Genomic DNA, 25,659 nt, shown 5'->3' with positions numbered 1-25,659 from the left:
TCGCGTACCCCCGCCCGTCCCGCCCCGCTCGCGCCCCCGCATTCCGGCCCATACGCTCCGAAACGTGACGCCATCCTTGATACGGGGCCGACCGCGGCGGGGCCGCTCGCACATATCCGTGCGGGTGGCGCATGCGGTGCTGGGCATGGTGATCGGTCTCGTGTGGCTGGTGTTGCCGTGGATGACGATCAACGACGGTGCTTCGGTTGCAGACGCCCGGGTCGGCGCCGCCGCCCCGGCCGAGGACGAGTCCTCCGGCGCCGACCTCGTCCTGCCGGTGGCCGCCCTCGCCGTGGTGGTCGCCCTCGCCGTCTACGGCTCCGTCCGCCGGATACGCCGCACCCGCAGTCGTACGACACCGGCGGCCGCCGGCACGACCCACGTCGGCGCCTACCCCTCCCCCGTGACCGCGCCGCCACTCACCGACCTCGACGACCGGTCCCGGGCCGCGCTGGTCGACGCCGACAACCGGCTGCGCGCCTTCCGCGAGGAACTCACCTTCGCCGAGGCCGGGTTCGGCCCCGAGGAGGTGACCCCCTTCACGACGGCGGCCGAGGCGGCGGAGGCCGAACTGTCCGCCGCGTGCGCGATCCGGCAGCGGTACGACGAGGGCGTCCCGGAGGAGGCAGCCGCTCTGGCCGGAGTCGTGGGCCGCTGCGAGGAGGCCGAGCGGCGGCTGACCGGCGCGGCGAAGAGCCTGGGCGCCCTACGGGGGCTCGACCGGGACCCCGCGGCCCTGGCGTCGGCCGAGACCCGGTTCCGTGAGCTGACCGCGCGCACGGCCGACGCGGGCACCGCGCTCACGGCCGACTCCGTCACCGGGTATGTCGAGCTGGCCAAGGACAGCCTGGTCACCGCCACCGTCCACCTCAATCAGACCCACCAGGCCACCGCCACCGGACGGCCGGACGAGGCGGCCCGTCACCTGCGCGCGGCGGAGACCGCGATCGCCCGCGCGGACGTGCTGGTGACGGCCGTGACCCGGCTGCGCTCGACGCTCACCGAGGCCGCCCGGCTGATCCCGCCCGCCCTCACGGGCGCGGAGGCGGAGCTCGCCCCCTTCCGCGACGGCACAGGTCACGAGGGCGAGACCTGCGCCCGCCTCCTGCACGCCGACGCGGTCCTGGCCGCCGTACGACAGGAGACGACGTCCGGGCAGCCGTACGACCCGCTCGGTGTCCTTCGCCGGATCGTGCACGCGACCGCGCCACTCGCGACCGGCCGGTCAGGGGTGCTCGTGGTGGCCGCGCTGCTGGTCGCCCGGGAGTCCGTGGCCGCGGCGGACGACTACGTCACCGTCCACCGCGAGGCGGTCGGTGCCGGGCCCCGCGTCCTGCTGGCACAGGCGCGGCTGACCGACGATCTGCCGCGGGCGGACGTCCTGGCCCGCGAGGCGCGTGACCTCGCCGAACGGGACGTGCGCCTGCGCGGGCACCCCGCCTAAAAAAGGCTCAGCAACGCCTCCGCCGGGTCCACCATGCCGTTCTTCCCATCCGGCAACGGCAGTTCGAACCACACCGTCTTGCCGCGCGGGGTGCGCCGGGAGCCCCAGGCCGCGCTGAGGAGACCGACCAGTTGCAGGCCCCGGCCGCCCTCGTCGGTGTCGCGGGCGCGGCGGCGGCGGGGCTGGACGAGGCCGGAGTCCCAGACCTCGCAGACCAGCGTGCGGTCCAGCAGGAGCCGTAGCCGTATGTCGCCCTCGCCGTACCGAAGGGCGTTGGTGACCAGTTCGCTGACCAGGAGTTCCGTGGTGTCGACCAGGGGCTCCAGGTCCCAGCTCAGCAGCTGGCCACGGGCGTACTCGCGGGCCCGGCCCACACTGCGCGGCTCGCGCGGCAGCGTCCAGTCTCCGACCGAGTCGGCGGGCAGGCCCTGGACACGTGCCATCAACAGGGCGATGTCGTCCTCGCCGTGATGGGTGTCGAGGGTGTTGAGGACGTGGTCGCAGACGTCCTCCAGCGGGGCGGAGGGGTCGGTGAGCGCCCCGACGAACGCCTGGAGACCTTCGTCGAGGGGGTGATCGCGGCTTTCGACCAGTCCATCCGTGTAGAGCGCGAGCAGGGCGCCTTCGGGTAGTTCGACCTCGACCTCCTCGAAGGGCTCGCCCCCTACGCCGAGTGGCATGCCCGGCGGCACGTCGAGCATCAGCGCGTCCTCGCCTGGCTCGACCAGCACGGGCGGCAGGTGACCGGCGTTGGCGAAGGTGCAGCGGCGGGTCACCGAGTCGTAGACGGCGTACACACAGGTCGCCAGGTACACCTCGGACAGGTCCGCCTCACGGGGGCGGCGGGCGGCGCGGGTGGCCTGCTGGACCCCGCCGGGGGCACCGAGGCCGCGGGCGATCTCGTCCAACGCGGAGAGGACTTCGGCGGGTTCGAGGTCCAGGAGGGCCAGCGTCCTGACGGCGGACCGCAGTTCACCCATCGCCACCGCCGCCCGCAGACCACGGCCCATCACGTCACCGACCACCAGGGCCGTACGGTGACCCGGCAGTTCGATGACGTCGAACCAGTCGCCGCCGACCTCGCTGGGGCGGTCCGCGGAGGAGTTGCCGGGCAGATAGCGGCAGGCGATGTCCAGACCGGAGGCGACCGGGTCGCCGGGCGGCAGCAGGGACCGCTGCAGCATCAGCGCCCGCTCGTGCTCCCGCCGGTACAGGCGCGCGTTGTCGATACAGACCGCGGCCCGCGCCGCCAGCTCCACCGCGAGATCCCGGTCCCGGTCCCCGAACGGCTCGCTGCCCTTCGTCCGGGAGAACTGCGCGAGTCCTACGACGGTGTCGTGGGCGACCATCGGCACCGCGAGCGTGGACTGCACGAGGCCGCCCTCCTCGGCCGGGATGTACTGCGGGCGGGCGGTGCGCAGGGCGTCCGCGCAGGGCGAGTTGAACGGGTAGTGGTGGACCGCGCCGACCGAGACGGGGGCACCGGAGCCGGCGAAGGGCGCGTCGGAGACCGCGCTGGCGAAGGCGACCCGGCGCAGTTCGCCGCTGCCGTCGGCGAGGCCGGGCGGGGTCTCGTCGCCGGCCAGCAGGCCCTGGTAGAGGTCGACCGTGGCCAGGTCGCAGAAGCCGGGGACGACGACGTCGAGGAGTTCGCGGGCCGTGGTCTCCAGGTCCAGGGAGTTGCCTATGCGGGCACCGGCCTCGTTCAGGAGGGCGAGATTGCGCCGTGCGGCGGCGGCCTCACGGGCGGCGGCTCGGCGGGCGGTGATGTCCGTTCCCAGCCAGGCGATGCCGATGGGCCGGCCGGATCCGCTGCGCACCCGGTACAGGTTGATCGACCAGTGGCGGCGCTCGTCCGAGCCCGGCAGAAAGCCGGTGACGTGCATGTCGGTGATGGAGTCGCCGGTCTCCAGCACCCGGCGCAGGGTCGCGGTGACCCGCTCGGCCTCGGGGCGCGGCAGATAGTCGTGGACGCCCCTGCCGCGGTGGTCGTCCGGGCTGCCGCCGAAGAGGGAGGCGAACCGGTAGTTGACGCGTCGAACCCGCAGGTCGGGGTCGATCAGCACAAACCCGAAGGGAGATTGACCGAAAATCGCCTGCGAGGCGGCGAGGTCGGTCTCGATGCTGCGCAATGTGCGCACGTCGACGACGATACAGACGGCCGCCTGCTCGCCCTCCTCGGTGCGCGTCGGCATCACATAGACCTCGGCGAGGCCCTCCCGGCCGCACTCGCCGTCGGCCGCCGACGGGGGCACCCGGAAGGGGACCACTCCGGTCCACTCGCGGCCGTCCAGGATCTCCGCCATCTTGCGCTGGCCCTGCGCGCGCAGGTCCGGGTCGATGAAGGCCTCGATGGGGTCCATGCCGACGGCGCGCTCGGCGGAGATACCGAAGAGCTGCTCCGCGCGCAGGCTCCACTGCTCGACCAGGCCGTCGGGGCCTATGGAGAAGGACGCGACCTTGATGTAGTCGTAGATCGAGCCGGGCGGGCTGCTCTGCCACATGGCGTCACCGGACGGCCCCTCGCCGTGGCGGACCTGTGCCACGGCGGCAGCCGTGGCCTCCGCCCTCGCGCCGTCCGACGGGTCCTTCGACTCCGTGGCCTTCGCTGGTATCTCGCTCACGCGAACCGTCCCCTCCAGCTCACCGCGTCCGGTACCGGTCACCGGGGGCGGCTGCCCGCAGTATCCAGCACTACGGCGCCGCACAACACGGTGTTCACGATCACAGCACGATCCCGACGGTTTTCGGTCCGGGCTGCGACAACACTTCCAGTCTTCTAACCAGCGGACACGGCGTCGAATCACGTCTGCCGACAACCGCCACTGGCCTGAACCAGTCGATGGACAGCGGGCGGGGTGCCGTACAGGCGTTCCGGGGGTTCTTGGCGTTTCTCGCGTTCTCCGTGTTTTCGGAGTTCTCGGTGTTTTCGGTGTTTTCGGTTTTGTCGGTGTTGTCGAGGTTCTCGGGGTTCTCGGGGTTCTCGGGGTTCACCGCGATCAGGTCCTGTTCAGCCCGGCATCGAGAGTTCGAACCAGACGGTCTTGCCCGTGGCGCCGGGGCGGGTGCCCCAGCGCCGGGCGGCGTGCGCGACCAGTTGCAGGCCGCGGCCGCTCTCGTCGTCCAGGTCGGCGACGCGTTCGCGGGGCGGGTCGGGGAGGGGGTCGGAGACCTCGACCAGGAGGACGCCTTCGACACCGTCGGGGCGGACCAGCCGGACGCCGATGGGGCCGGTGGCGTGCCGCAGGGAGTTGGTCACCAGCTCGCTGACCAGCAGGGCGGCGATGTCGGCGAGACCGTCGAGCTTCCAGGCGGCCAGCCGGTTCCGCACGGCCGTCCGGGCGGCGCGCACGGCACCCGGGTCCGCCGGGAAAGTCCACTTGGCGCAGTCGCCTTCGGTGTCGATCACGCCGATCACATCCCGGGCCAGCCCATGTCCGCTTTCGTGGGGTTAAGGGGCACATACCCGATATCAGGGGCGCGGTACCGCGCCGAATGGCGTAAGTAGGGGCGCCTAAGAGCTCGGGGGGCTCTGTTGCGGGGCGGTCGCGGATGCGCCGTGGCTTGTCGCGCCCCGCGGCGGAGCCGCATACCCAGACAGTCCCACGCCTCCGGCAGCCTCCCGCACCGCCGGCACGTCCTGGTCGAGCCAGTGCACGTCCCAGATCTGCTCCGGCGTCAGCCAGCGCAGTTCGTCGTGGTCCTGCAGCGCCTCGGGGTCCGGTGAGCCGGGGAGGAGGCGGGCCCGCCACGCCTGAAGGACATAGGGAGGCTTCAGAGGCCACTCGCCTGGGACGCGCTCGACGGCCTCCGCCGCCACACCCAACTCCTCACGCAGTTCGCGTACCAGCGCCTGCTCCGGCGACTCCCCCGGCTCCACCTTGCCGCCCGGCAGCTCCCAGCGTCCGGCCAGTTCGGGCGGGGCGCTGCGGCGGGCGGCGAGAAGGCGGTCGCCGTCGCGGAGGGCGGCCGCCACCACCACGATCCGTTCCGTCATGCGCCGGAGCCTACGGGAGGCTTGGTCAGTCGGCCGAACTCGCGCCGTTGGGGCCGATGCGCTCGACCCAGTAGAGCTGTTTGTGGCCGCGGGCATCGAGGCTGTCGGCGATCTTCTGGGCCTCGGCCCGGGTCGCGTACCTGCCCACGCGGTAGCGATTGCCGTTGTCGTCCTGCCGTATGACGAGCCAGGGAAGAGTGATCGTGCCGTCGTTCATTGCGCCCCATCGCTCCTTCCCGACCTGCGTCGAGCCCCACCCGATAAGGAAACCGCACTCCGCATATGCCCGAGCCTACGCCCAACCTTTACGCAGCGAACACGCGTTTTCACAAAGAGGTACGCAACCAGCCAGGACGGACTCCTCCGGCGGGGGCGCGCACCGATGAACACGCCCCCGGTGGACGGCGACGACTTCCGTCGGGGACGCTTCCGAAACAGCGGTGTCGACCTGCGAGAACGGCCGAATTCGAACGGCGTTCGCCTGCGAGCCCGTTGACTGTTCGCCCCGGGCAACTTCCCAGGGGCGCGCGCTACTTCACCGGAAGGTGGTACGCGACCTGGTAGCGGTCGGCCGGAATGACCACGTCGGCCGTCTCCACCGGGCGGCCCGAGGCGTAGTAGGTGCGGTGGACCACGAGGACGACATGTCCGGGGACACCACCCAGGGCCAGCAGCTCCTCGGCGAGGCCGGGGCGGGCGCCCACTTCCTCGGTGACGTTGTCCACGACGACGTCGATGGCGGCCATCCGCTCGACGACGCCCATGCCGCCGAGAGGGCCCTCCTCGGGGAGCATCACGGGAGTGCGCCCGGTGACCGCGAGGGGCTCCCAGGAAGTGGAGAGCATGATCGGCTCACCGGCCTCCCGGAAGACGTACTTCGTGCACATCACCCGGTCACCGGGCCGGATGGCGAGCCGCTCGGCGATGCCCACCGAGGCCTCGGCCTGCCGGCTGCTGGACTCCCAGGTGCCGCGCCCCTCCCCGTCGGCCTGCTCCTGCCGAAAGGGGGTGGCCCCGGAGGCCGGGCGGTAGCCGGAGCGGGCGATACGGCGGGGCACGGGCCGCTCGCGCACGTACGTCCCGGAGCCGGAGCGGCCCTCGACCAGACCCTCGGCCATCAGCACCTTGCGGGCCTCCAGCGCGACGGTGTCCGAGACGCCGTACTCCTCGCGGATCCTGGCCTGGGACGGCAGGCGGGTATGCGGTGGCAGCGAACCGTCGACGATCTTCTTGCGGAGATCACCCGCGACACGCAGATACGCCGGCTGCTCACCGAATGTCACTGGCCGCTCCCATCAGGTTGTACAGACAGCAACAGCGTGGCAACCGTGGGTTCGACCATGCAAGCAAAGGCCAGGGAATCACTCGATGTGATGACATGTGCCGGTGGGGGGCTTTACGCAGGCACTTTCTCCCCGCTATGGCGGCGATCACACATTGAGTTCGCCGCCGCCCGAGTCACCGCTTCCGTCGCCGCGGTCCTCGTCGTACGTCGGCCGCTTGGTGGCCAGCCCCAGAGCCTTGCGAGCGGTGACCGTGCTGGGGCCGTCGACGTAGTCGTAGCCCTTGTCGTAGTGGGTGTAGAACGCGTCCACGTCGTCGTCCTCGGCCGCGGCGACCGCCTTCGCCCACTCGTCGCGCGCGCCCTCCATGTCCTTCACCAGGGCCGCGACCGGCTTGTCGGCCTTGGCCGGCCAGGAGTGCGCGCGCAGGACCTTGATCTGCTCGCCGAGGCTGTCTTGGACGTCCCGTGACCAGTCCCGATAGCCGGCCAGGTCGTCCTCCGGATAGTCCTCGGGCTCCTCCCGCAGCACGGTGTCGAGGGCGTCGAGGGACTTCAGGAAGGAGACCTGGTAGGTGTCGAGCGTGGTCTCGTCGGCGCGCAGCGAGCCGGTCAGGGTCGCGTTGTCGTCGGTGTTGCCGAAGATGCAGGTGACCTCGCGGTCGCCGAGGCGCCAGCTCTGCCGGGTCGGGCCGAAGTAGTACACGTCCACGTTCTGGGGCAGCGCCCAGGTGTCCATCGCGTAGGCGTGCTGGAGCGGGTAGCACTTCTCGTCCGCGACGTCGGAGACCGCGCTGTTCCCCGGGAAGGCGGAGCCGCCGGTCATCGTGAACTCGCCGAACACCTCGCCGTCGTGCTCACCCGCGCAGGGCACCTCGTCGACGTCGTAGGTCAGTCCTTCGAGGGACTCCCCCGGTGCGTCGAAGCACTGGCCCTTCACCACCGAGAAGGCCGTGCCCTGCGTCGCGCCCTTCTTGAACCCGTCCCACGCCTCGGAGAGGCCGCCGGTGGCGAGCGCGGTCACCCACAGGGCGAGCCCGAGGGAGGACAGGATCGACCCGGCGATCGCCAGGCCCTTGCCGGACTGGCCCTTCTTCTTGATCTGCGCCAGCGCGATCACGCCGAGCACCAGTCCCACGGCCGGGAAGCAACACAGGACGCCGAGCACCAGGGAGGCGACGGCGAGGCCGTTGACCGGGGAGGGGCGGGCGTAGGGGCTGTAGCCCTGCCCCCAGGTCTGGTACGGCGGACCGAAGGGTTGCCCGTGCGGCTGCTGCCCGTACGTCGGCTGCCCGTACGGGTGCTGTCCGTAGGGGTGCTGCCCGTGCGCCTGCTGCCCGTGCGTCTGCTGTCCATACGGCGGCGGACCGTACGGGTCCGGGGCCGGGGTCGGCCCCTGGGCGGGGTCGGGCTGGTGGGGCCCAGGGGGCGGGGGTATGGACACGGGTACCGTGCTCCTGGTTCAGGCGGGCGGTGGGGAACTGACGTACGACAGGGCGCATGGTATGTGCGAGGCGGGCAGGGGCGGAATGGCGATCACCGATGCGACGACCCGCGCGGTGAACGCGCTCACGGGCCGGCCTGACACTCAGTCGTCGAAACCCGTGGCCCGCGTGCTCTTCTCCCACGCGGCGACGTCGGCCCGTACGCCGTCGAGGTGGTCGAGTACGGCGGTCACCGCGTCCTCGCCGAGGGGCAGGCGCAACGGGGTCTCCTCGGCGTCGAGGGCGGCGCGGATCAGGGCGGCCGCCTTGGCGGGGTCGCCGGCCTGGGTGCCGTCGCCGCCGGAGACGAACCCGCGGGTCTCGCTCACCTTGGCGTAGACCCCGCTGTCGGCACTGACTCCCGCACGGCTCGCGTCGAACAGCGAGGTGCGGAAGGCGCCCGGCTCCACGATCAGCACCTTGATGCCGAACTCCCGCACCTCGTCGGCGAGCCCCTCGGACAGACCCTCCAGCGCGAACTTCGTCCCGCTGTACGCCGAGAAGCCCGCGAAGGACATCTGCCCGCCCATACTGCTCATCTGCACGATCGCGCCCGAGCGCCGCTCGCGCATGGCGGGCAGCACCGCCCTCGTGAGCGCCGCCGGCCCGAAGACATGCAGGTCGAACAGCTCGCGCAGTTCGTCCTCGGTGGTCTCCTCGAAGGCGCCGACATGCGTGCGGCCCGCGTTGTTGACGAGCACGTCGATCCGGCCGTGCCGGGCCACCACGTCCCGCACGGCGGACTCCGCGGCGGCCGTGTCGGTCACGTCCAGGCGCAGCGCCTCCAGTTGGTCGGGATGGGCGGCCACCAGGTCGTCCAGCGCCTCGGGCCTACGGGCCGCGCCCACCACGACATCGCCGTCGGCCAGGGCCGCCTCGGCGATCGCCCGCCCGAATCCGCTGCTCGCGCCCGTGATCAGCCACACCTTGTTCATGACGACTCCTCGTGGTCGCACTGCTTGTGTCACCAACCACCCTGCTGGGGACCTCGGTTGCCCGTCCAAGACCCACAGTGATGACCGATGGCTATGACGACCGACGTACACGTACGGGACCTGCAAGCAAGAACTCAGCCGCGAAGGCCCAGACCGCCGCCGCCGTTCTGAACAGAGCGTTGATCCAGCGCGTCACGTTCTTCACTGCGTGGCAAAAGAACCTCGATGTTGCTCCCCAGCTGGCAAACCAGGCGTGGCGCAGCGAGGCGGGAGCGCTCGAAGGAAGCGCTCGGAACGCGACCGGCGACATTGGCGAGTGATGACGGGCCCTCGCGACGGCCGGCGCTTCGTCGGTCCGGGCAACCACTTCGAACTGGTCGACCATGTCGGTAGCGGCGGATTCGGAGACGTGTGGCGTGCGCGCGACGGGATGCTCGGCCGCGAAGTAGCTCTGAAATTCTTAGCCTTGGACAGACTGGCGGGTCCGCGCCCGGCTCCAGGGCGTGTTCCGCACATACGCGAGCGGTTCGCGCGCCTTTACGACTGCGCCATGGGCAGCGAGACGCCATTCCTCGTCATGGAGTACGTGGACGGCGAGCCGCTGAACGCCCATGTGGGCGTCACCCCCCTGCCACTGGCACGTACCTGTCGTTGGAGCAGTCAGATCGCCCAGGGGCTCGCCGCTGCTCACGACCAGAGCGTTGTCCACCGTGACATCAAACCAGGCAATGTTCTCGTTCGGGAGGCCGACAGCGACGTACGTATCGTCGACTTCGGCCTGTCGCATTTCGTCGACGCTACCGAGACGCGCAGCGCAGCCGGCACACCTCTGTACATGTCACCCGAGCCCGAGCACCGGCCCCACAACGCGCGCGCCGACGTCCGCGTGATCAAGGAGATCGAGCAGGACCTCGATGCGTCCGGGCCAGAGCGACGTGCCGACGGCCCCTCTCAAGGACCGGGCGCACCCACGTCCGACAACGGCTTCGCCGATCAACTGAGCGCTGCCGAACTCGCGGTACGACGGCTTGTCTGGAAGCACGGCCAGAATCATGCTCTGGTCATCACTGCGCGCATGGAACTTGCCGACCTCACTGGGCACAGCGGCGACGTGCGCGGAGCCGCCGAGCTGTACGACCGGCTGGGTCGGGATTGCAGCGCCTGGTTCGGTCCGGGACATAGCCGCACGCTGGACGCCTTTGAAGGTATGGCGCGGTGGGTTAGCGCCTGAGGCGAGGACCCGGTAGTGCATGCGTCAGGTCACGGGCATGGCCCGTGTCGGATTACCTGGAGTGCTGCCCGTCGAGTCCCGGCCTCCCACTGCGGAGACTTCCGCTTCAATCGCCCTCCCGGCATGAGAGCGGCAAACCAGTACGGACAACCCCACGGTCAGTAGTGATAGCGGGCTGTGAGGATCACAATCTCCTTGTCCGTAACCAGGTAGACCAATCGATGCTCGTCATCGATCCGCCTCGACCACGCCCCGGGCAAGTGGTACTTAAGCGGCTCGGGCTTGCCGATCCCCGTGAAGGGATCCCGCTTGACGTCCTCAATGAGCTTGTTGATCCGAGCGAGCATCTTGCGGTCGTTCTTGAGCCACGAGGTGTAGTCCTCCCAGCCCTGATCCTCGAAGACAAGCCTCACGCAGTACCCTCAGCAGGATCCGCCGCATCGGGATCAATCAGCTCGCGCTCCGAGACATTGATGTTGCTCAGAGCATTCTCGTACGCCTTGAGCAGGCGCCGGGCGTTCGCAGGCGAGCGCAGCAGGTACGAGCCCTCACGCAGCGCCGCATAGTCCTCTGCCGAGACAAGTACGGCGTTGCCATGCTTGGACACGATCTCGATGGCCTCGTGATCATCGTTCACCTTCTTGATCAGAGGAAAGAGAGCCTTGCGGGCTTCACTCGCAGTTATCGACATGGATTGACCCCCTTTATCAAGTGGTACCGGATAACGTACCACTGATGGCTCCTGAAGCTAGGCTAAATGAGTGACAGCCCGTCAGAAATCCCAGCACCATCCCGGCACGGGAAAGAGCCAGGGGCCCGACTCCGATGAGTCGGGCCCCTCTGACCTGCGCACTTAACGAAGACGACGTGGTGGATTTGCGCCTAAACGTTGAAGCGGAACTCCACGACATCCCCGTCCTGCATGACGTAGTCCTTGCCCTCCATCCGCGCCTTCCCCTTCGCGCGGGCCTCGGCCACCGAGCCGGTCTCCACCAGGTCGCCGAAGGAGATGACCTCCGCCTTGATGAAGCCCTTCTGGAAGTCGGTGTGGATCACGCCGGCTGCCTCGGGAGCCGTGGCGCCCTTCTTGATGGTCCAGGCGCGGGACTCCTTGGGGCCGGCCGTGAGGTAGGTCTGGAGGCCGAGGGTGTTGAAGCCGACCCGGGCGAGGGTGGCGAGGCCCGGCTCCTCCGCGCCGACCGACTCCAGGAGCTCCATCGCGTCCTCCTCGTCGAGTTCGGCGAGGTCCGCCTCCAGCTTGGCGTTGAGGAAGATCGCCTCGGCGGGGGCGACCAGGGCGCGCTGCTCGTCCTTGAAGCTCTCGTCGACCAGCTCGTCCTCGTCGACGTTGAAGACGTACAGGAAGGGCTTCGTCGTCAGCAGGTGCAGGTCGTGCAGCAGTTCCTCGTTGCCGGAGCCCTGGACGATGCCCGCCGAGAAGAGCGTGTCGCCCTTCTCCAGGATCTCCTTCGCCGCCTCGACCGCCGCGACCTTCGCCACGACGTCCTTCTTGATCCGCGATTCCTTCTGGAGTCGGGGCAGGACCTTCTCGATGGTCTGGAGGTCGGCGAGGATCAGCTCGGTGTTGATCGTCTCGATGTCGTCCTTGGGCGAGACCTTGCCGTCGACGTGGACGACGTTCTCGTCCTTGAAGGCACGGATGACCTGGCAGATCGCGTCGGACTCACGGATGTTCGCGAGGAACTTGTTGCCCAGGCCCTCACCCTCGGAGGCGCCCTTCACGATGCCCGCGATGTCCACGAAGTCGACGGTCGCCGGGATGATCTTCTGGGAGGAGAAGATCTCGGCCAGTTTTGTCAGGCGCGGGTCCGGGACGCCGACCACGCCGACGTTCGGCTCGATCGTGGCGAACGGGTAGTTGGCCGCCAGCACGTCGTTCTTGGTCAGGGCGTTGAACAGGGTCGACTTGCCGACATTCGGCAGACCGACGATTCCGATCGTGAGCGACACGTTGCGACTTCCCGTACGTAAGAGGTGACGTGAGGAGACTGGCGGCCAGGGGGCCGATCCACCAGTCTACGGCGTGTCGCGGCACGCTCCGGCGGCCCTCTCGAACGCATGGCCAAGGTCTTTCCCACGGCGTGTCCGAGGAGCGATTCCACACATAAACAGACCTAGGTTGGTCCAGTGGAGCAACACAGGACCCGCCCCCCGCACAACGGAACACGACGCCCGGACCGAGGAGCACCACTGCCCGCGCAAGCTCGCGGCGAGCGTCGGCCACCGGTGGCCCGGCGCCCGCCGCCCCCCGTGGTCCAGACGCTGCGGCGGCTGCCCAACCCCCGGCTCACCGGGCTCGGCGGCGGCCTGTTCTGCGCCGGGCTGATGGTCGTGCTCGGCTTCCTGGTATCCCTGCTGTTCGGCTCGTCGCTGACGTTGTACGGCGTGCTGTTCGTGCCGGTCAGTGTGCTGACGTCGGTCTGGATGCGCCGGGCCGATCTGCTGACCGCCCCGATCATCGTCCCGATCGCCTTCGCCGTCGGGCTCGTCCCGGTCGCCGACAGCGGCGGCGGCACCTCGGGCCGCCTGATGGGCCTGTTCACCGCCCTGGCCACGCAGGCCGGCTGGCTCTACGCCGGCACACTGGCCGCCGGCCTTATCGCACTGGTCCGCAGGATCCGCCTGGTGCGGGACCGCTCGCGCTGACGCCAACGCCGGGCAGTGGTGGGAGGACGGGCTGCGGTGCCTGTCCGCGGGAGGCCTCGGCTGCGGGGCGGCCGGCGGGAGGACGGCGGCTGCAGGAGGGGTCGACGGGAGCTGCGGTGGCAGTAGCGGCCGGCGGGAGGACGGCGGCTCCCCGGCCGGGCGGCCTACTCCTGCGCCGCCCTCATCGCCGCCCCCACGATCCCCGCGTTGTTCTGCAGCTGCGCCGGGACGATCTCGGCCTTGATGCCCTCGATGTGGGGCAGGAACTTCTGGGACTTGCGGCTGACGCCGCCGCCGATGATGAACAGCTCGGGCGAGAAGAGCATCTCGACGTGGGCCAGGTACTTCTGGACACGGTGGGCCCAGTGCTCCCAGGTGAGCTCCTCGACCTCCCTCGCCCTGCTGGAGGCCTTCTTCTCGGCGTCGTGGCCGTGCAGCTCCAGGTGGCCCAGTTCCGAGTTGGGGACGAGAACGCCGTCGACGAAGACCGCGCTGCCGATGCCGGTGCCGAAGGTGAGCAGGATGACGGTGCCCTTGCGGTCCTTGCCCGCGCCGAAGTTCATCTCGGCGACGCCCGCCGCGTCCGCGTCGTTGACCACGGTCACCGGCAGTCCGCCGAGCCGCTCGCTGAACAACGCGCGCGCGTCGGTGTCGATCCAGCTCTTGTCGACATTGGCCGCCGTACGGATGTGGGATCCGTCGGTGACCACGCCCGGGAAGGTCAGCCCCACCGGTCCTGTCCACCCGAAGTGGTCCACGACCTGCTTCACCCCGTCGGCCACGCCGTCGGGCGTCGCCGGGTGCGGGGTGAGCACTTTGTGCCGCTCCTGGGTGAGGTCGCCCTTGTCCAGGTCCACAGGGGCGCCCTTGATCCCGGATCCGCCGATGTCCAAGCCGAAGATCTGCATGGCCCTACGTTACGACGGACGACTGACAGTCACGCCCGCGAGGTCCCCTTACGCTCCGCCACCAGCGCCGCGGCCTCCTCGCGCAGGTCGCGCCGCAGTTCCTTCGGCAGGGAGAAGGTGATGGACTCCTCGGCCGCCTTCACGAGTTCCACGTCGCCGTAGCCGCGCTGCGAAAGCCACTCCAGGACCTCCTCGACCAGCACCTCCGGCACCGAGGCGCCGGAGGTCACGCCGACCGTGGTCACCCCCTCCAGCCAGGCCTCGTCGATCTCGCTCGCGTAGTCCACGAGGTAGGCCTCGCGGGAGCCGGCCAGCTTGGCGACCTCGACGAGCCGCTTGGAGTTGGAGGAGTTGCGGGAACCGACCACGATGACCAGCTCGGCCTCGGCGCCCATCTGCTTCACCGCGAGCTGACGGTTCTGCGTGGCGTAGCAGATGTCGTCGCTGGGCGGGGAGATGAGCTGCGGGAACTTCTCCTTCAGGGCGTCGACGGTCTCCATGGTCTCGTCGACGGAGAGCGTGGTCTGGGAGAGCCAGACGACCTTCGACTCGTCGCGGACCTCGACCTTGGCGACGTCGGAGGGGCCGTCGACGAGCGTGATGTGGTCGGGGGCCTCGCCGGAGGTGCCGATGACCTCCTCGTGGCCCTCGTGCCCGATCAGGAGGATGTCGTAGTCCTCGTTCGCGAAGCGGACGGCTTCCTTGTGGACCTTGGTGACGAGCGGGCAGGTCGCGTCGATGGTGGCAAGCTTTCCGCGCGCCGCCTCCTCGTGGACGACGGGGGCGACGCCGTGGGCCGAGAACATGACGATGTTGCCCGGCGGGACCTCCTCCGTCCGTTCGACGAAGATGGCGCCCTTCTTCTCCAGGGTCTGTACGACGTACTTGTTGTGGACGATCTCGTGCCGGACGTACACCGGAGCGCCGTACTGCTCCAGGGCTTTCTCGACGGCGATCACGGCGCGGTCCACACCCGCGCAGTAGCCACGGGGGGCGGCGAGCAGGACACGGCGGCCAGGCGAAGCAGTCATACGTCCCATCGTAAGGCCGCGTCCGGCCGTCAAAGATCGCGTGCACATGACCTTCGTGCGACCTGCGGCGCACCCTGGGCTTTCGGGACCTCGTCGTCTACGGGCTGCTGTTCATCGCCCCCATGGCGCCCGTCGGCGTCTACGGCACCCTGGACGCCAAGTCGCACGCGGTCGCCCTCGTCTATCCCGTCGCCACGTTGGCGATGGCGTTCACCGCGTTCAGTTACGCGCAGATGGTGCGGGTCGTCCCCCGGGCAGGGTCGGTGTTCGCCTACGCGCGCGGGGCTCGGCAAGGAGGCCGGGTTCGTCGCGGGCTGGATGGCGATGCTGGACCGGACGGCGCTCGCGGTGGTCGTTTCGGCCCTGCGCACTGATCGTCCAGCACAGCCAATGGTTCACCACCGGTGACGGTGCGTTGTCGTAGCCGCCCGTTACGCTCGCGGCATGGCTGTGAACTCGACCCCCGAAGCGCCCCTGCCCGTCGGCGAGGTGTCGCGTCTCATCGGCGGCTGGATCGACCGTCTCGGCGCCGTGTGGGTCGAGGGGCAGATCACCCAGCTCTCCCGGCGGCCGGGCGCGGGCGTGGTCTTCCTCACCCTGCGCGATCCGTCGTACGACATCTCGGTGAGCGTGACCTGCTTCCGCCAGGTCTTCGACGACGTCGCCGATATCGTCAGCGAGGGCGCACGGGTCGTCGTACTGGCGAAACCGGAGTGGTACGCGCCGCGGGGCCAGCTCTCGCTGCGGGCCACCGAGATAAGGCCGGTCGGGGTCGGGGAGCTGCTGGCCAGGCTGGAGCAGCTGAAGAAGTCCCTGGCCGCGGAGGGGCTGTTCGCGGCGGAGCGCAAGAGGCCGCTGCCGTTCCTGCCGCAGCTGATCGGCCTGGTCTGCGGGCGGGCCTCGGCAGCCGAGCGGGACGTCCTGGAGAACGCCAGGCACCGCTGGCCGGCCGTCCGCTTCGAGGTGCGCAACGTTCCGGTGCAGGGGGTGCACGCCGTCCCGCAGGTCGTGCAGGCGGTCAAGGAACTCGACGCGCTGGACGACGTGGACGTGATCATCGTGGCGCGCGGCGGGGGCAGCGTGGAGGATCTGCTGCCGTTCTCCGACGAGCAGTTGGTGCGGGCGGTCGCGTCCTGTCGTACGCCGGTGGTGTCGGCGATCGGGCACGAGCCGGACACCCCGCTGCTCGACTACGTCGCCGATCTGCGGGCCTCCACGCCGACGGACGCGGCCAAGAAGGTCGTACCGGACGTGGGCGAGGAGTACGAACGGGTGCGGGCGCTCAGGGACCGGGCGCGGCGGTGTGTCGAGTCGTTCCTCCAGCGGGAGGAGCGGGGGCTGGCGCACGCCCTCGCGCGGCCGTCGATAGAGGATCCGCACCGGATGATCGACGAGCGCGCCGACCAGGTGGCCTCCCTGGCCGACCGCGGCCGCCGCACCCTGGGCCACCTCCTGGACCGAGCGGACTCCGAGCTGACGCACACGCACGCACGCGTGGTGGCCCTCTCGCCCGCCGCGACTCTCCAGCGCGGGTACGCCGTGCTGCAGAAGGCCGACGGACACGTGGTGCGGGCGCCCGACGAAGTGACCGCGGAGGAGACCCTGCGGGCGCGGGTCGCCGAGGGTGAGTTCACTGTCCGAGTCGATGCATAGGGTGGGCGGATGACCAGCAAGGTGGCGGAAGAGGCGCTCGGCTACGAGCAGGCGCGGGACGAGCTGATCGAGGTCGTACGGCGACTGGAGGCGGGCGGTACGACACTGGAGGAGTCCCTCGCGCTCTGGGAGCGGGGCGAGGAGCTGGCCAAGGTGTGCCGGCGCTGGCTGGACGGTGCGCGGGCGCGGCTGGACGCGGCACTGGCCGAGGAGTCGGAGGACGGCGAGGGCGACTCCGAGTAGCCGCGGGCTGCCGCAGGGCGGCGCGGGCGATCGTCGGCGAAAAGACCTGGGAATCTGTGAAGCGGATCACCACGACCCGCTTTTGATTGAAGGTTGAACTTCATTGGCGTACGGTCGGAGACGTCAACCGGTCCACGGTCCGTTTCTGGGGCCGACGTCCATCCCGAGAAGGTTTCCCCCATGTCTCTCGTTCTTGACCCCGCCGCCCAGGACCTGCTGTTCCGCGAGGCCCGCACCGCGAACACCTTCACCGACGAGCCGGTGACCGACGAGCAGATCCAGGCGATCTACGACCTGGTCAAGTACGGCCCGACCGCCTTCAACCAGAGCCCGCTGCGCATCACCCTGGTCCGCTCCGCCGAGGCCCGCGAGCGCCTGGTCCAGCACATGGCCGAGGGCAACCAGCCGAAGACCGCCACCGCCCCGCTGGTCGCGATCCTCTCCGCGGACAACGAGTTCCACGAGGAGCTGCCGGAGCTCTTCCCGCACTTCCCGCAGGCCAAGGACGTCTTCTTCGGCGAGCGATCCGCCCGCGAGGGTGCCGCCGGGCTGAACGCCGCCCTGCAGGCCGCGTACTTCATCATCGGCGTCCGTGCCGCGGGCCTCGCCGCCGGCCCGATGACCGGTCTGGACTTCGAGGGCGTCCGCAAGGAGTTCCTCGATGACGACCACACCCCGCTGATGGTCGTCAACATCGGCAAGCCGGGCGAGGACGCCTGGTTCCCGCGCTCCCCGCGTCTGGCCTACGACGAGGTCGTCACCACCGTGTGAGACGGCTGACATACGACGAGAGGGCCCGGCCGCCTGGCGGTCGGGCCCTCTCGCGCAATCCCACGCGTCTTGCGCGCGGCCTCACGCCATCTTGAGCGACTTCGCCATCTCGGTCAGCTGGGCGAGCGATCCCGTGCCCGCGACCACCGTCGTCGCCCCGTCGCCCTGGTGCACGAGGGCGTCGTACCGGCCGCCCGTGTACCGCGTCCAGGTGCGGCCCGCGATCTGCTGGGTCTGCTTCGTCGCCTCGGCGCCCTGGCTCGCCTCGTCGATGAACTCCGAGGGCTTCTGAGTCGACTGCTCGATCTGCACGTACTGATCACCAGGGGCCTGGAAGCCCAGGTGCCAGGCGTCGGACCGGTCACCCTGGAAACGCACCGAGGTCGCCTTCCAGCCGGCCGCCAGACCCTCGGGCGCGGCCACCGGATAGGAGGCCGCGCGGCGGGCCGTGAGCAGCTCGACGCGGTAGTCGACCGTCTTGATGTCGGGAGCGGAGTCGTCGTGCGGGATGAACACGTAGATGACCGCCGCCGCGATCCCGATCAGGCCCAGGGAGAGAATCATGTCCCGGACCGTCTTCTGCTTGCCGTTCGAACCTGCCACACCCCTATCGTCGCAGGTGCCCGGTCCGCTCATCCGTGGGGTCCCCTGCTCATTTTGTCGGACTGACGATAGAGTCGACGGTCGAACCCTCATCCGGCCGTCGTCGTATCAGAAAGGTGCGCTCCGATGACCGAGCATCATCATCTGCCGTCCGAACTCGAGGTCCCCTCCGAGGCCCCCGACCGCAACCTCGCCCTGGAACTCGTCCGGGTGACCGAAGCCGCCGCGATGGCCGCCGGCCGCTGGGTCGGGCGGGGCGACAAGAACGGCGCCGACGGCGCCGCGGTGCGCGCCATGCGAACCCTCGTCTCCACCGTGTCGATGAACGGCGTCGTCGTCATCGGCGAAGGCGAGAAGGACGAGGCGCCGATGCTCTTCAACGGCGAGCACGTCGGCGACGGGACCGGACCCGAGTGCGACATCGCCGTGGACCCGATCGACGGGACCACGCTGAACGCCAAGGGCATGCCGAACGCGATCGCCGTACTGGCCGCGGCGGACCGGGGCTCGATGTTCGACCCGTCCGCCGTGTTCTACATGGACAAGCTGGTCACCGGGCCCGAGGCCGCGGACTTCGTCGACATCGACGCCCCGGTGTCCGTGAACATCCGGCGGGTCGCCAAGGCCAAGCGCGTCACTCCGGAGGACGTGACCGTGGTCATCCTCGACCGGCCCCGCCACGAGGGGATCATCCAGGAGATCCGGGAGGCCGGGGCGCGGATCAAGCTGATCTCCGACGGTGACGTGGCGGGCTCGATCTACGCGCTGCGCGAGGGCACCGGCGTCGACATGCTGCTGGGCATCGGCGGTACGCCCGAGGGGATCATCTCGGCCTGTGCCGTGAAGTGCCTCGGCGGGACCATCCAGGGCAAGCTGTGGCCGAAGGACGACGAGGAGCGGGCACGGGCGATCGACGCCGGGCACGATCTGGACCGGGTGCTGACGACCGACGACCTGGTGTCCGGGGAGAACGTGTTCTTCGTGGCCACCGGGATCACCGACGGTGAGCTGCTGCGGGGTGTGCGGTACCGATCGGAGACCGCTACCACCGACTCGATCGTGATGCGGTCCAAGTCGGGCACGGTGCGGCGGATCGACTCGGAGCATCGGCTCAGCAAGCTGCGGGCCTACAGCGCGATCGACTTCGACCGCGCGAAGTAGCGCCGGACAGCTCGGCGCAGGCGGAGCGTCGGCGCGGGCGGAGCGTCGGCGCGGGCGGAGCGTGCATCGCTGGTCGCGCAGTTCCCCGCGCCCCCAGGGAGTTGGCCGCGCCCCTTGAGAGCAGGCGCGGCCAGAACCTGCGAAGCCAGATCATGCGCAGCGAAAAGGGCGTCCCCGGTGCGGTGGGGGCGCCCCTTTCGCTGTCTGCGACTGTCAGCCCGCCTGGGCTATGTGTGCCGCCCTCGCCGCTTTCGTGAGTTCCAGTTCGCGGCGCCTGCGCCGGGCCAGGACCACTCGGCGTTCCGCTGCGGTCAGGCCGCCCCAGACGCCGTAGGGCTCGGGTTGGAGCAGGGCGTGTTCGCGGCACTCGACCATGACCGGACAGCGGGCACAGACGCGCTTCGCGGCCTCCTCGCGGGAGAGCCTGGCGGCGGTGGGTTCCTTGGACGGGGCGAAGAACAGGCCGGCCTCGTCGCGCCGGCACACCGCCTCGGTGTGCCATGGAGCGTCTTGGTCCCTGTCCCGCACTGGCACCCGCTGGGCCGGAACGGCAGCTACCTGCAGGGACGAATGCGGTTGCAGCACGGTCTACTCCTGACGACGGCTTCGCGAGCGAGAGACGATGCAGCAAGCCCTACCCGCTGTGCGCGCGCCTATGCACTGAGTCCCGAACCGCTGGATTCCGGGGGGTCGCGTGTGCCTGCGGGAGCCCGCCCGCGGGCGGATCCTTGCGCTTCGGACGGGCCCGGATTCACAACCGTCAACGATCCAGGTGTTTGCGCAAACTCCTGTCGACCTTGCGGTCGACCACGCGCTGTACGCGGTCGAGGATGTCCGCGACGAGCTTGCCGCGCCTGGGCTTGGCGTCGACGCTGCCGAGGACGGCCCAGCCGTCGACGTACACCACGGGGGCGTCCGGCTCGGCCGAGTCGAGCGTGTCCACCTGGAAGTCGCCGAGCACACCGACCCCCGTGCCGCGCAGCGAGATGTTCTCGGGGACGCGCACCTCGACGCTGCCGAAGACCGAGAACGCCTTGATGACGACCTGGCGGTACTCGAAGATCGCCTCGCTGAGGTCTATCTCGACGCTGCCGAAGACCGCGTAGGCGTGGATACGGCGGCCCGCGCGCCAGCGGCCCTTGCGGACGGCGGCGCTGAAGACCGCCACCACGTTGTCGTCCGGGTCCGGGGGGATCGCGTCGGTCGGGCGGTTGGGGGCCGGGGTCCAGGCCAGGGCGGTACGGGGCTCATGGGCCGCGGGCAGGTCCCGTATGAAGACCTCCAGCTCGCCCACCGTCTTGGCGCCCAGCACCCCCTCGACCCGCTCGGCGTGCTCGTCCGCGGTGAGGCGGCCCTCGGCGAGCGCCTCGCGCAGGATGTCGGCGATACGGTCACGGTCGGCGTCCGAGGCGCGCAGGTCGGCCACCGCGGGGGCGGGGCCCGCGGGCTTCTGGAGGTCGGGCTGCTTCTGAAGGTCCACGGCAGCAGCGTACCGAAACGCGATAGATCGCGACTAGGGCTGTGGACAACTCTTGGCGAACCCACTGAGCCTTACCTCACAAGCTGCCGTCACCGGACAGGTTCTAGGCTGGTGCGGCCCGCCGACGGAGGCGGGTGGTCGACCCGCAGAGTGAGGAATGGGCTGAGATGCCTGAGTTCGCGTATACCGATCTGCTCCCCATGGGAGAGGACACCACCCCCTATCGGCTGGTGACCTCCGAGGGTGTCTCCACCTTCGAGGCCGACGGGCGGACCTTCCTCAAGGTGGAGCCGGAGGCGTTGCGCAAGCTCGCCGCCGAGGCCATCCACGACATCCAGCACTACCTGCGCCCGGCCCACCTGGCCCAGCTGCGCCGGATCATCGACGACCCCGAGGCGTCGAGCAACGACAAGTTCGTGGCGCTGGACCTGCTGAAGAACGCGAACATCGCGGCCGCGGGTGTCCTCCCGATGTGCCAGGACACCGGCACGGCGATCGTCATGGGCAAGCGCGGGCAGAACGTCCTCACCGAGGGCGGTGACGAGGCGGCGCTGTCGAAGGGCATCTACGACGCGTACCTGAACCTCAATCTGCGCTACTCGCAGATGGCCCCGCTGACCATGTGGGACGAGAAGAACACCGGCTCCAACCTCCCCGCGCAGATCGAGCTGTACGCCACCGACGGCGGCGCGTACAAGTTCCTGTTCATGGCGAAGGGCGGCGGCTCGGCCAACAAGTCGTTCCTCTACCAGGAGACGAAGGCCGTCCTGAACGAGGCCTCCATGATGAAGTTCCTGGAGGAGAAGATCCGTTCGCTCGGTACGGCCGCCTGTCCGCCGTACCACCTGGCGATCGTGGTGGGCGGTACGAGCGCCGAGTACGCGCTGAAGACCGCGAAGTACGCCTCCGCGCACTACCTGGACGAGATCCCCGCCGAGGGCTCGGAGCTCGGGCACGGCTTCCGGGACAAGGAGCTGGAGGAGAAGGTCTTCGAGCTGACGCAGAAGATCGGGATCGGGGCGCAGTTCGGCGGCAAGTACTTCTGCCACGACGTGCGTGTCGTACGGCTGCCCCGGCACGGCGCGTCCTGCCCGGTCGCCATCGCCGTGTCCTGCTCGGCCGACCGCCAGGCCGTCGCGAAGATCACCGCCGAGGGCGTCTTCCTGGAGCAGCTGGAGACGGACCCGGCGAGGTTCCTGCCGGAGACGACGGACGAGCACCTCGAGTCCGACGGTGACGTCGTCCGGATCGACCTCAACCAGCCGATGGACGACATCCTCGCGGAGCTCACCAAGTACCCGGTGAAGACGCGGCTTTCGCTGACCGGTCCGCTCGTGGTGGCGCGTGACATCGCGCACGCCAAGATCAAGGAGCGTCTCGACGCCGGCGAGGAGATGCCGCAGTACCTGAAGGACCACCCGGTGTACTACGCGGGTCCGGCCAAGACGCCCGAGGGTTACGCGTCCGGCTCCTTCGGCCCGACGACGGCCGGCCGTATGGACTCCTACGTCGAGCAATTCCAGGCGGCGGGCGGCTCCAAGGTGATGCTGGCCAAGGGCAACCGCAGCAAGCAGGTCACCGACGCCTGCGGTACGCACGGCGGGTTCTACCTCGGCTCCATCGGCGGCCCGGCCGCCCGGCTCGCCCAGGACTGCATCAAGAAGGTCGAGGTCGTCGAGTACGAGGAGCTCGGCATGGAGGCGGTCTGGAAGATCGAGGTCGAGGACTTCCCGGCGTTCGTGGTGGTCGACGACAAGGGCAACGACTTCTTCCAGGACCCCGCGCCTCAGCCGACCTTCACGTCGATCCCCGTGCGCGGTCCCGGCCTGGCGTAGTGCCTTCGGGTGGCGGCGGGGAGGGTTTTCGCCCCCGCCGCCCCTACCCGTCCCATCACCAGGGGCTCCGCCCCTTCGACCCCGCCGGGGACTCCGCCCCCTGAACCCCCGCGAGGCCGCTCGGCATGGCAGGCGTCAGTACCCGCCGGACGAACAAGCGGAACGACTTCTTCCAGGGCCCCGCTCCGGCGCCGACGTTCACGTCGATTCCGGTGCGCGGACCGGGGCTGGTGTGATGCTTTGACGAGCGCCCGCCCCTGATTGGCGCAGGGGCGGGCGTCATGGGCAGGTCAGGGCCTGATCAGCCGGCGCAGACAGTGAAGTCGACCGTGTCGCCGTTCTTGACGATCTTCGGGGCGTGCGGGTTCACGCCGATCACCGATGTCGGCTTGCAGCCCTTGACCGCCTTCTTGGTGATGGTGCCGACCTTCGTCTGCGTCTTCAGCATGTACGTCTTGGCGCTGTCGATGCTCCAGCCCGCGAAGTCGATCGGAATGGTCGGGTCCTCGCCGTACAGCATGGTGGTGGCGTCGCTCGTGGTGGCCGTGCGGCTCGCCGCCGGGCCCGAGTCCGAACCGCCGCCGACCGAGGTGGCCAGGGCCGTCCCGCCGCCCGCCGCGATGAGGGCGGCGGCGACCGCGGCGATACCGACGGTCCGGCGGCGCCGGGTGCGGCGTACGATGCCCGGCGCATCGAACTCGGGGCTGTCGGCGGAGTTCGCGAATCGGTTCATGGCGTTCATCAGTTCCTCTTCGAAGGGAGTGCAGCCGGAAGGCCGTGCGTCGTCGTACGAGGTCATCGCATTCCTTCCGTGTGCTGCCGTGGTGAAGGGCCGGAGAGCGCGGGGAACTGGCTTCTGAGTTTCTCGATCCCCCGGGCGAGCTGCGAGCGGACCGTGCTCGGCGAGATGTCCAGGTCGGCCGCTATCTCGCTGTCCGAGAGGTCGTGGAAGTACCGCAGCACCACGACCGTCCGCATCCGCATGGGCAGTTGCTGCAGTGCGCGCACCAACTGGTCCCTGCTGTCGACCTGTCCGTACTCGTCGCCGGGGGACGCCCGGTCGGGGCCGTCCGCCTGCGGGACCGTACGGCGGAACCGGCGCCAGCGGTCATTGGCGAGGTTCACCATGATCCGCCGTACGTAGGCGTCCGGGGCGTCCTTGCCGGAGATCGTGCGCCACTTGCGGCAGGCCCGCTCCAGGGTCTCCTGGACCAGGTCCTCGGCCGCGTCCCGGTTCCCCGTCAGGACGAGGGCACCCCGGAACAGCGCGGCCGACCGGGCGGCGACGAAGCCGTGGAAGTCCGTGCCATGGAAGCCCGTGCCATGGAAGTCCGTCTCCACACGCTCCTCCCTTCCTGTCACCCCTCCTCGACGTGGACGCCGGGCGTTCTGCTGCACGACCCTTCCGAGACCTGGGTCACACGACGAACTTCACCTGAGCGGCCCACCGTCCGGAACATCCCCGGCTTCCCGTTCGCTGTACTGGACATGAGCGAATACCGCACTGAGCACGACTCCATGGGCGAGGTCCGGGTCCCCGTCGACGCCAAGTGGCGGGCGCAGACACAGCGGGCCGTGGAGAACTTCCCGATCTCCGGACAGCGCATCGAACGCGCTCACATCGAGGCGCTGGCGCGCATCAAGGGCGCCGCGGCGAAGGTGAACGCCGGCCTCGGCGTGCTCGACAAGGACATCGCCGACGCGATCCAGGAGGCGGCGGCCGAAGTCGTCGAGGGGCAGTGGGACGAGCACTTCCCGGTGGACGTGTTCCAGACCGGGTCCGGCACCTCGTCCAACATGAACACCAACGAGGTCATCGCGACGCTGGCGACGGAGCGGCTCGGCCGTGACGTGCATCCCAACGACCACGTCAACGCCTCCCAGTCGTCCAACGACGTCTTCCCCTCCTCCATCCACATCGCCGCCACCGCCGCCGTCACCCGGGACCTGATCCCGGCGCTCCAGCACCTCGCCGACGCCCTCACCCGCAAGTCCGAGGAGTTCGCCGACGTCGTGAAGTCGGGGCGGACCCACCTCATGGACGCCACCCCGGTGACCCTGGGCCAGGAGTTCGGCGGATACGCGGCGCAGGTGCGGTACGGGATCGAGCGGCTGGAGGCCTCTCTCCCCCGGCTCGCCGAGCTGCCGCTGGGCGGCACGGCCGTGGGCACCGGCATCAACACCCCGCCCGGTTTCTCCGCCGCCGTCATCGAGGAGGTCGCCCGCACCACCGGGCTGCCGCTCACGGAGGCGCGGGACCACTTCGAGGCGCAGGGCGCCCGGGACGGGATCGTCGAGACCAGCGGGCAGCTCAGGACCATCGCGGTCGGGCTGACGAAGATCGCCAACGACCTGCGGTGGATGTCCTCCGGCCCCAGGACCGGCCTCGCCGAGATCTCCCTGCCCGACCTCCAGCCCGGGTCCTCGATCATGCCCGGCAAGGTCAACCCGGTGATCCCGGAGGCGGTTTTGATGGTCGCGGCCCAGGTCATCGGGAACGACGCCACGGTCGCCACCGCCGGAGCGGCCGGCAACTTCGAGCTCAACGTCATGCTGCCGGTCATCGCCAAGAACGTCCTGGAGTCGGTCCGGCTGCTCGCCAACGTCTCCCGGCTGCTGGCCGACCGGACCGTCGACGGCGTCGTCGCCCACCGTGAACGGGCCCGGGAGTACGCCGAGTCCTCGCCCTCCGTGGTCACCCCGCTCAACAAGTACATCGGGTACGAGGAGGCCGCGAAGGTCGCCAAGAAGGCCCTCGCGGAACAGAAGACGATCCGCGAGGTCGTGGTGGAGAGCGGATACGTGGAGCGGGGCGATCTGACGGCCGAGCAGCTCGACGAGGCGCTGGATGTCCTGCGGATGACACGGCCGTAACCTTTCTCGGCGCCGGCGTGAACCGTGACGCGCACCGCAGCGTCGTATGCCTATGGCACC

The 25,659-nt window shown here is 69.7% G+C and carries 28 protein-coding genes and 1 pseudogene; 11 read left to right on the top strand and 18 right to left on the bottom strand.

Features of this window, described 5'->3' with window-relative positions:
* Window positions 1-64: 64 nt before the first annotated feature.
* Entirely contained in the window at window positions 65-1,444 is a 1,380-nt protein-coding gene (locus ABZT93_RS03340; RefSeq protein WP_356098089.1) for a hypothetical protein, read from the top strand.
* On the opposite strand, the gene ABZT93_RS03335 is transcribed toward ABZT93_RS03340, so the two are convergent.
* The 8 genes from ABZT93_RS03335 to ABZT93_RS03300 all read right to left on the bottom strand — a co-directional run bounded on the left by ABZT93_RS03335 (window position 1,441) and on the right by ABZT93_RS03300 (window position 9,142).
* Window positions 1,441-4,068: a SpoIIE family protein phosphatase gene (locus ABZT93_RS03335; RefSeq protein WP_356098086.1), complete on the bottom strand. Its 2,628-nt coding sequence runs from the start codon at window positions 4,066-4,068 to the stop codon at window positions 1,441-1,443. The genes ABZT93_RS03340 and ABZT93_RS03335 overlap by 4 nt on opposite strands.
* A 100-nt stretch (window positions 4,069-4,168) precedes the next feature.
* Entirely contained in the window at window positions 4,169-4,438 is a 270-nt protein-coding gene (locus ABZT93_RS03330; RefSeq protein WP_356098083.1) for a hypothetical protein, read from the bottom strand.
* A 16-nt stretch (window positions 4,439-4,454) separates the two neighbouring features.
* Complete coding sequence (locus ABZT93_RS03325; protein WP_356098080.1) at window positions 4,455-4,862, bottom strand: ATP-binding protein; 408 nt, start codon at window positions 4,860-4,862, stop codon at window positions 4,455-4,457.
* A gap of 96 nt (window positions 4,863-4,958) precedes the next feature.
* The gene (locus ABZT93_RS03320; RefSeq protein ID WP_356098077.1) at window positions 4,959-5,441 is read right to left on the bottom strand and encodes a (deoxy)nucleoside triphosphate pyrophosphohydrolase; all 483 of its coding nucleotides are present in this window, start codon (window positions 5,439-5,441) and stop codon (window positions 4,959-4,961) included.
* A gap of 25 nt (window positions 5,442-5,466) precedes the next feature.
* Window positions 5,467-5,658: an SPOR domain-containing protein gene (locus tag ABZT93_RS03315; RefSeq protein ID WP_007384464.1), complete on the bottom strand. Its 192-nt coding sequence runs from the start codon at window positions 5,656-5,658 to the stop codon at window positions 5,467-5,469.
* Between the two features lie 313 nt (window positions 5,659-5,971).
* Window positions 5,972-6,724, bottom strand: a complete 753-nt coding sequence (locus ABZT93_RS03310; protein ID WP_356098074.1) for a GntR family transcriptional regulator — start codon at window positions 6,722-6,724, stop codon at window positions 5,972-5,974.
* A gap of 147 nt (window positions 6,725-6,871) precedes the next feature.
* On the bottom strand, window positions 6,872-8,167 hold the full coding sequence (locus ABZT93_RS03305) for a DUF4190 domain-containing protein (protein ID WP_356098071.1): 1,296 nt from the start codon (window positions 8,165-8,167) through the stop codon (window positions 6,872-6,874).
* Between the two features lie 144 nt (window positions 8,168-8,311).
* Window positions 8,312-9,142, bottom strand: a complete 831-nt coding sequence (locus ABZT93_RS03300) for an oxidoreductase (RefSeq protein ID WP_356098069.1) — start codon at window positions 9,140-9,142, stop codon at window positions 8,312-8,314.
* Window positions 9,143-9,222: 80 nt separating this feature from the next.
* Here ABZT93_RS03300 and ABZT93_RS03295 point away from each other — a divergent pair, with 80 nt between their 5' ends.
* Both ABZT93_RS03295 and ABZT93_RS03290 read left to right on the top strand, forming a co-directional pair.
* On the top strand, window positions 9,223-9,462 hold the full coding sequence (locus ABZT93_RS03295) for a hypothetical protein (protein WP_356098066.1): 240 nt from the start codon (window positions 9,223-9,225) through the stop codon (window positions 9,460-9,462).
* Window positions 9,462-10,373 (top strand): serine/threonine-protein kinase, encoded by a 912-nt coding sequence (locus ABZT93_RS03290; RefSeq protein WP_356098063.1) that lies wholly within the window; start codon window positions 9,462-9,464, stop codon window positions 10,371-10,373. The genes ABZT93_RS03295 and ABZT93_RS03290 overlap by 1 nt, the downstream gene beginning before the upstream one ends.
* 158 nt (window positions 10,374-10,531) lie before the next feature.
* On the opposite strand, the gene ABZT93_RS03285 is transcribed toward ABZT93_RS03290, so the two are convergent.
* From ABZT93_RS03285 to ychF, 3 genes are all read right to left on the bottom strand, one after another.
* A complete protein-coding gene (locus tag ABZT93_RS03285) occupies window positions 10,532-10,786 on the bottom strand; it encodes a Txe/YoeB family addiction module toxin (RefSeq protein ID WP_356098060.1) in 255 nt (84 codons plus the stop codon).
* Window positions 10,783-11,064, bottom strand: coding sequence for a type II toxin-antitoxin system prevent-host-death family antitoxin (locus tag ABZT93_RS03280; RefSeq protein WP_356098057.1), 282 nt, complete (start codon window positions 11,062-11,064; stop codon window positions 10,783-10,785). The genes ABZT93_RS03285 and ABZT93_RS03280 overlap by 4 nt, the downstream gene beginning before the upstream one ends.
* Window positions 11,065-11,255: 191 nt before the next feature.
* Window positions 11,256-12,344, bottom strand: a complete 1,089-nt coding sequence (ychF, locus tag ABZT93_RS03275) for a redox-regulated ATPase YchF (RefSeq protein WP_356098054.1) — start codon at window positions 12,342-12,344, stop codon at window positions 11,256-11,258.
* A 177-nt stretch (window positions 12,345-12,521) separates the two neighbouring features.
* On the opposite strand from ychF, the gene ABZT93_RS03270 reads away from it, so the two are divergent.
* The gene (locus ABZT93_RS03270) at window positions 12,522-13,040 is read left to right on the top strand and encodes a DUF6542 domain-containing protein (RefSeq protein WP_356098050.1); all 519 of its coding nucleotides are present in this window, start codon (window positions 12,522-12,524) and stop codon (window positions 13,038-13,040) included.
* A 164-nt stretch (window positions 13,041-13,204) separates the two neighbouring features.
* On the opposite strand, the gene ppgK is transcribed toward ABZT93_RS03270, so the two are convergent.
* A complete protein-coding gene (gene ppgK, locus ABZT93_RS03265; RefSeq protein ID WP_356098047.1) occupies window positions 13,205-13,948 on the bottom strand; it encodes a polyphosphate--glucose phosphotransferase in 744 nt (247 codons plus the stop codon).
* A gap of 29 nt (window positions 13,949-13,977) precedes the next feature.
* A complete protein-coding gene (locus ABZT93_RS03260; RefSeq protein ID WP_356098044.1) occupies window positions 13,978-14,988 on the bottom strand; it encodes a 4-hydroxy-3-methylbut-2-enyl diphosphate reductase in 1,011 nt (336 codons plus the stop codon).
* A 53-nt stretch (window positions 14,989-15,041) separates the two neighbouring features.
* On the opposite strand from ABZT93_RS03260, the pseudogene ABZT93_RS03255 reads away from it, so the two are divergent.
* From ABZT93_RS03255 to ABZT93_RS03240, 4 genes and pseudogenes are all read left to right on the top strand, one after another.
* Window positions 15,042-15,312, top strand: a pseudogene (locus tag ABZT93_RS03255) (amino acid permease); the annotation flags it as partial.
* A 111-nt stretch (window positions 15,313-15,423) separates the two neighbouring features.
* Window positions 15,424-16,632 carry an exodeoxyribonuclease VII large subunit gene (gene xseA, locus ABZT93_RS03250; protein WP_356098041.1) on the top strand — a complete coding sequence of 403 codons (1,209 nt, stop codon included), beginning with the start codon at window positions 15,424-15,426 and terminating at the stop codon, window positions 16,630-16,632.
* A gap of 9 nt (window positions 16,633-16,641) precedes the next feature.
* Window positions 16,642-16,875: an exodeoxyribonuclease VII small subunit gene (locus tag ABZT93_RS03245; RefSeq protein WP_031042033.1), complete on the top strand. Its 234-nt coding sequence runs from the start codon at window positions 16,642-16,644 to the stop codon at window positions 16,873-16,875.
* A 180-nt stretch (window positions 16,876-17,055) separates the two neighbouring features.
* The gene (locus ABZT93_RS03240) at window positions 17,056-17,646 is read left to right on the top strand and encodes a malonic semialdehyde reductase (RefSeq protein WP_356098037.1); all 591 of its coding nucleotides are present in this window, start codon (window positions 17,056-17,058) and stop codon (window positions 17,644-17,646) included.
* 81 nt (window positions 17,647-17,727) lie between these two features.
* On the opposite strand, the gene ABZT93_RS03235 is transcribed toward ABZT93_RS03240, so the two are convergent.
* A complete protein-coding gene (locus ABZT93_RS03235; RefSeq protein WP_356098034.1) occupies window positions 17,728-18,249 on the bottom strand; it encodes a DUF4245 domain-containing protein in 522 nt (173 codons plus the stop codon).
* A gap of 126 nt (window positions 18,250-18,375) precedes the next feature.
* Here ABZT93_RS03235 and glpX point away from each other — a divergent pair, with 126 nt between their 5' ends.
* Window positions 18,376-19,410, top strand: a complete 1,035-nt coding sequence (gene glpX / locus ABZT93_RS03230) for a class II fructose-bisphosphatase (protein WP_356098031.1) — start codon at window positions 18,376-18,378, stop codon at window positions 19,408-19,410.
* A gap of 213 nt (window positions 19,411-19,623) precedes the next feature.
* Here glpX and ABZT93_RS03225 read toward each other — a convergent pair whose 3' ends face one another.
* Window positions 19,624-19,995, bottom strand: a complete 372-nt coding sequence (locus tag ABZT93_RS03225) for a WhiB family transcriptional regulator (protein WP_356098028.1) — start codon at window positions 19,993-19,995, stop codon at window positions 19,624-19,626.
* 175 nt (window positions 19,996-20,170) lie between these two features.
* Window positions 20,171-20,890, bottom strand: a complete 720-nt coding sequence (locus ABZT93_RS03220; RefSeq protein ID WP_356098026.1) for a DUF1707 domain-containing protein — start codon at window positions 20,888-20,890, stop codon at window positions 20,171-20,173.
* A gap of 167 nt (window positions 20,891-21,057) precedes the next feature.
* Between ABZT93_RS03220 and ABZT93_RS03215 the strand changes: the two genes are divergently transcribed.
* A complete protein-coding gene (locus ABZT93_RS03215; RefSeq protein ID WP_355743604.1) occupies window positions 21,058-22,725 on the top strand; it encodes a fumarate hydratase in 1,668 nt (555 codons plus the stop codon).
* 301 nt (window positions 22,726-23,026) lie between these two features.
* Here ABZT93_RS03215 and ABZT93_RS03210 read toward each other — a convergent pair whose 3' ends face one another.
* Both ABZT93_RS03210 and ABZT93_RS03205 read right to left on the bottom strand, forming a co-directional pair.
* Window positions 23,027-23,524 carry a PASTA domain-containing protein gene (locus ABZT93_RS03210; RefSeq protein ID WP_356098023.1) on the bottom strand — a complete coding sequence of 166 codons (498 nt, stop codon included), beginning with the start codon at window positions 23,522-23,524 and terminating at the stop codon, window positions 23,027-23,029.
* Window positions 23,521-24,066 carry a SigE family RNA polymerase sigma factor gene (locus tag ABZT93_RS03205; RefSeq protein ID WP_356098020.1) on the bottom strand — a complete coding sequence of 182 codons (546 nt, stop codon included), beginning with the start codon at window positions 24,064-24,066 and terminating at the stop codon, window positions 23,521-23,523. The genes ABZT93_RS03210 and ABZT93_RS03205 overlap by 4 nt, the downstream gene beginning before the upstream one ends.
* A 147-nt stretch (window positions 24,067-24,213) precedes the next feature.
* On the opposite strand from ABZT93_RS03205, the gene ABZT93_RS03200 reads away from it, so the two are divergent.
* Entirely contained in the window at window positions 24,214-25,599 is a 1,386-nt protein-coding gene (locus ABZT93_RS03200) for a class II fumarate hydratase (protein ID WP_356098017.1), read from the top strand.
* Window positions 25,600-25,659 lie beyond the last annotated feature (60 nt).

It is taken from the genome of Streptomyces sp. NPDC005303 (genome assembly GCF_040607335.1).
In the GTDB taxonomy this organism is placed as follows: Bacteria; Actinomycetota; Actinomycetes; order Streptomycetales; family Streptomycetaceae; genus Streptomyces.
This window is presented reverse-complemented; position numbering and strand designations above follow the sequence as displayed.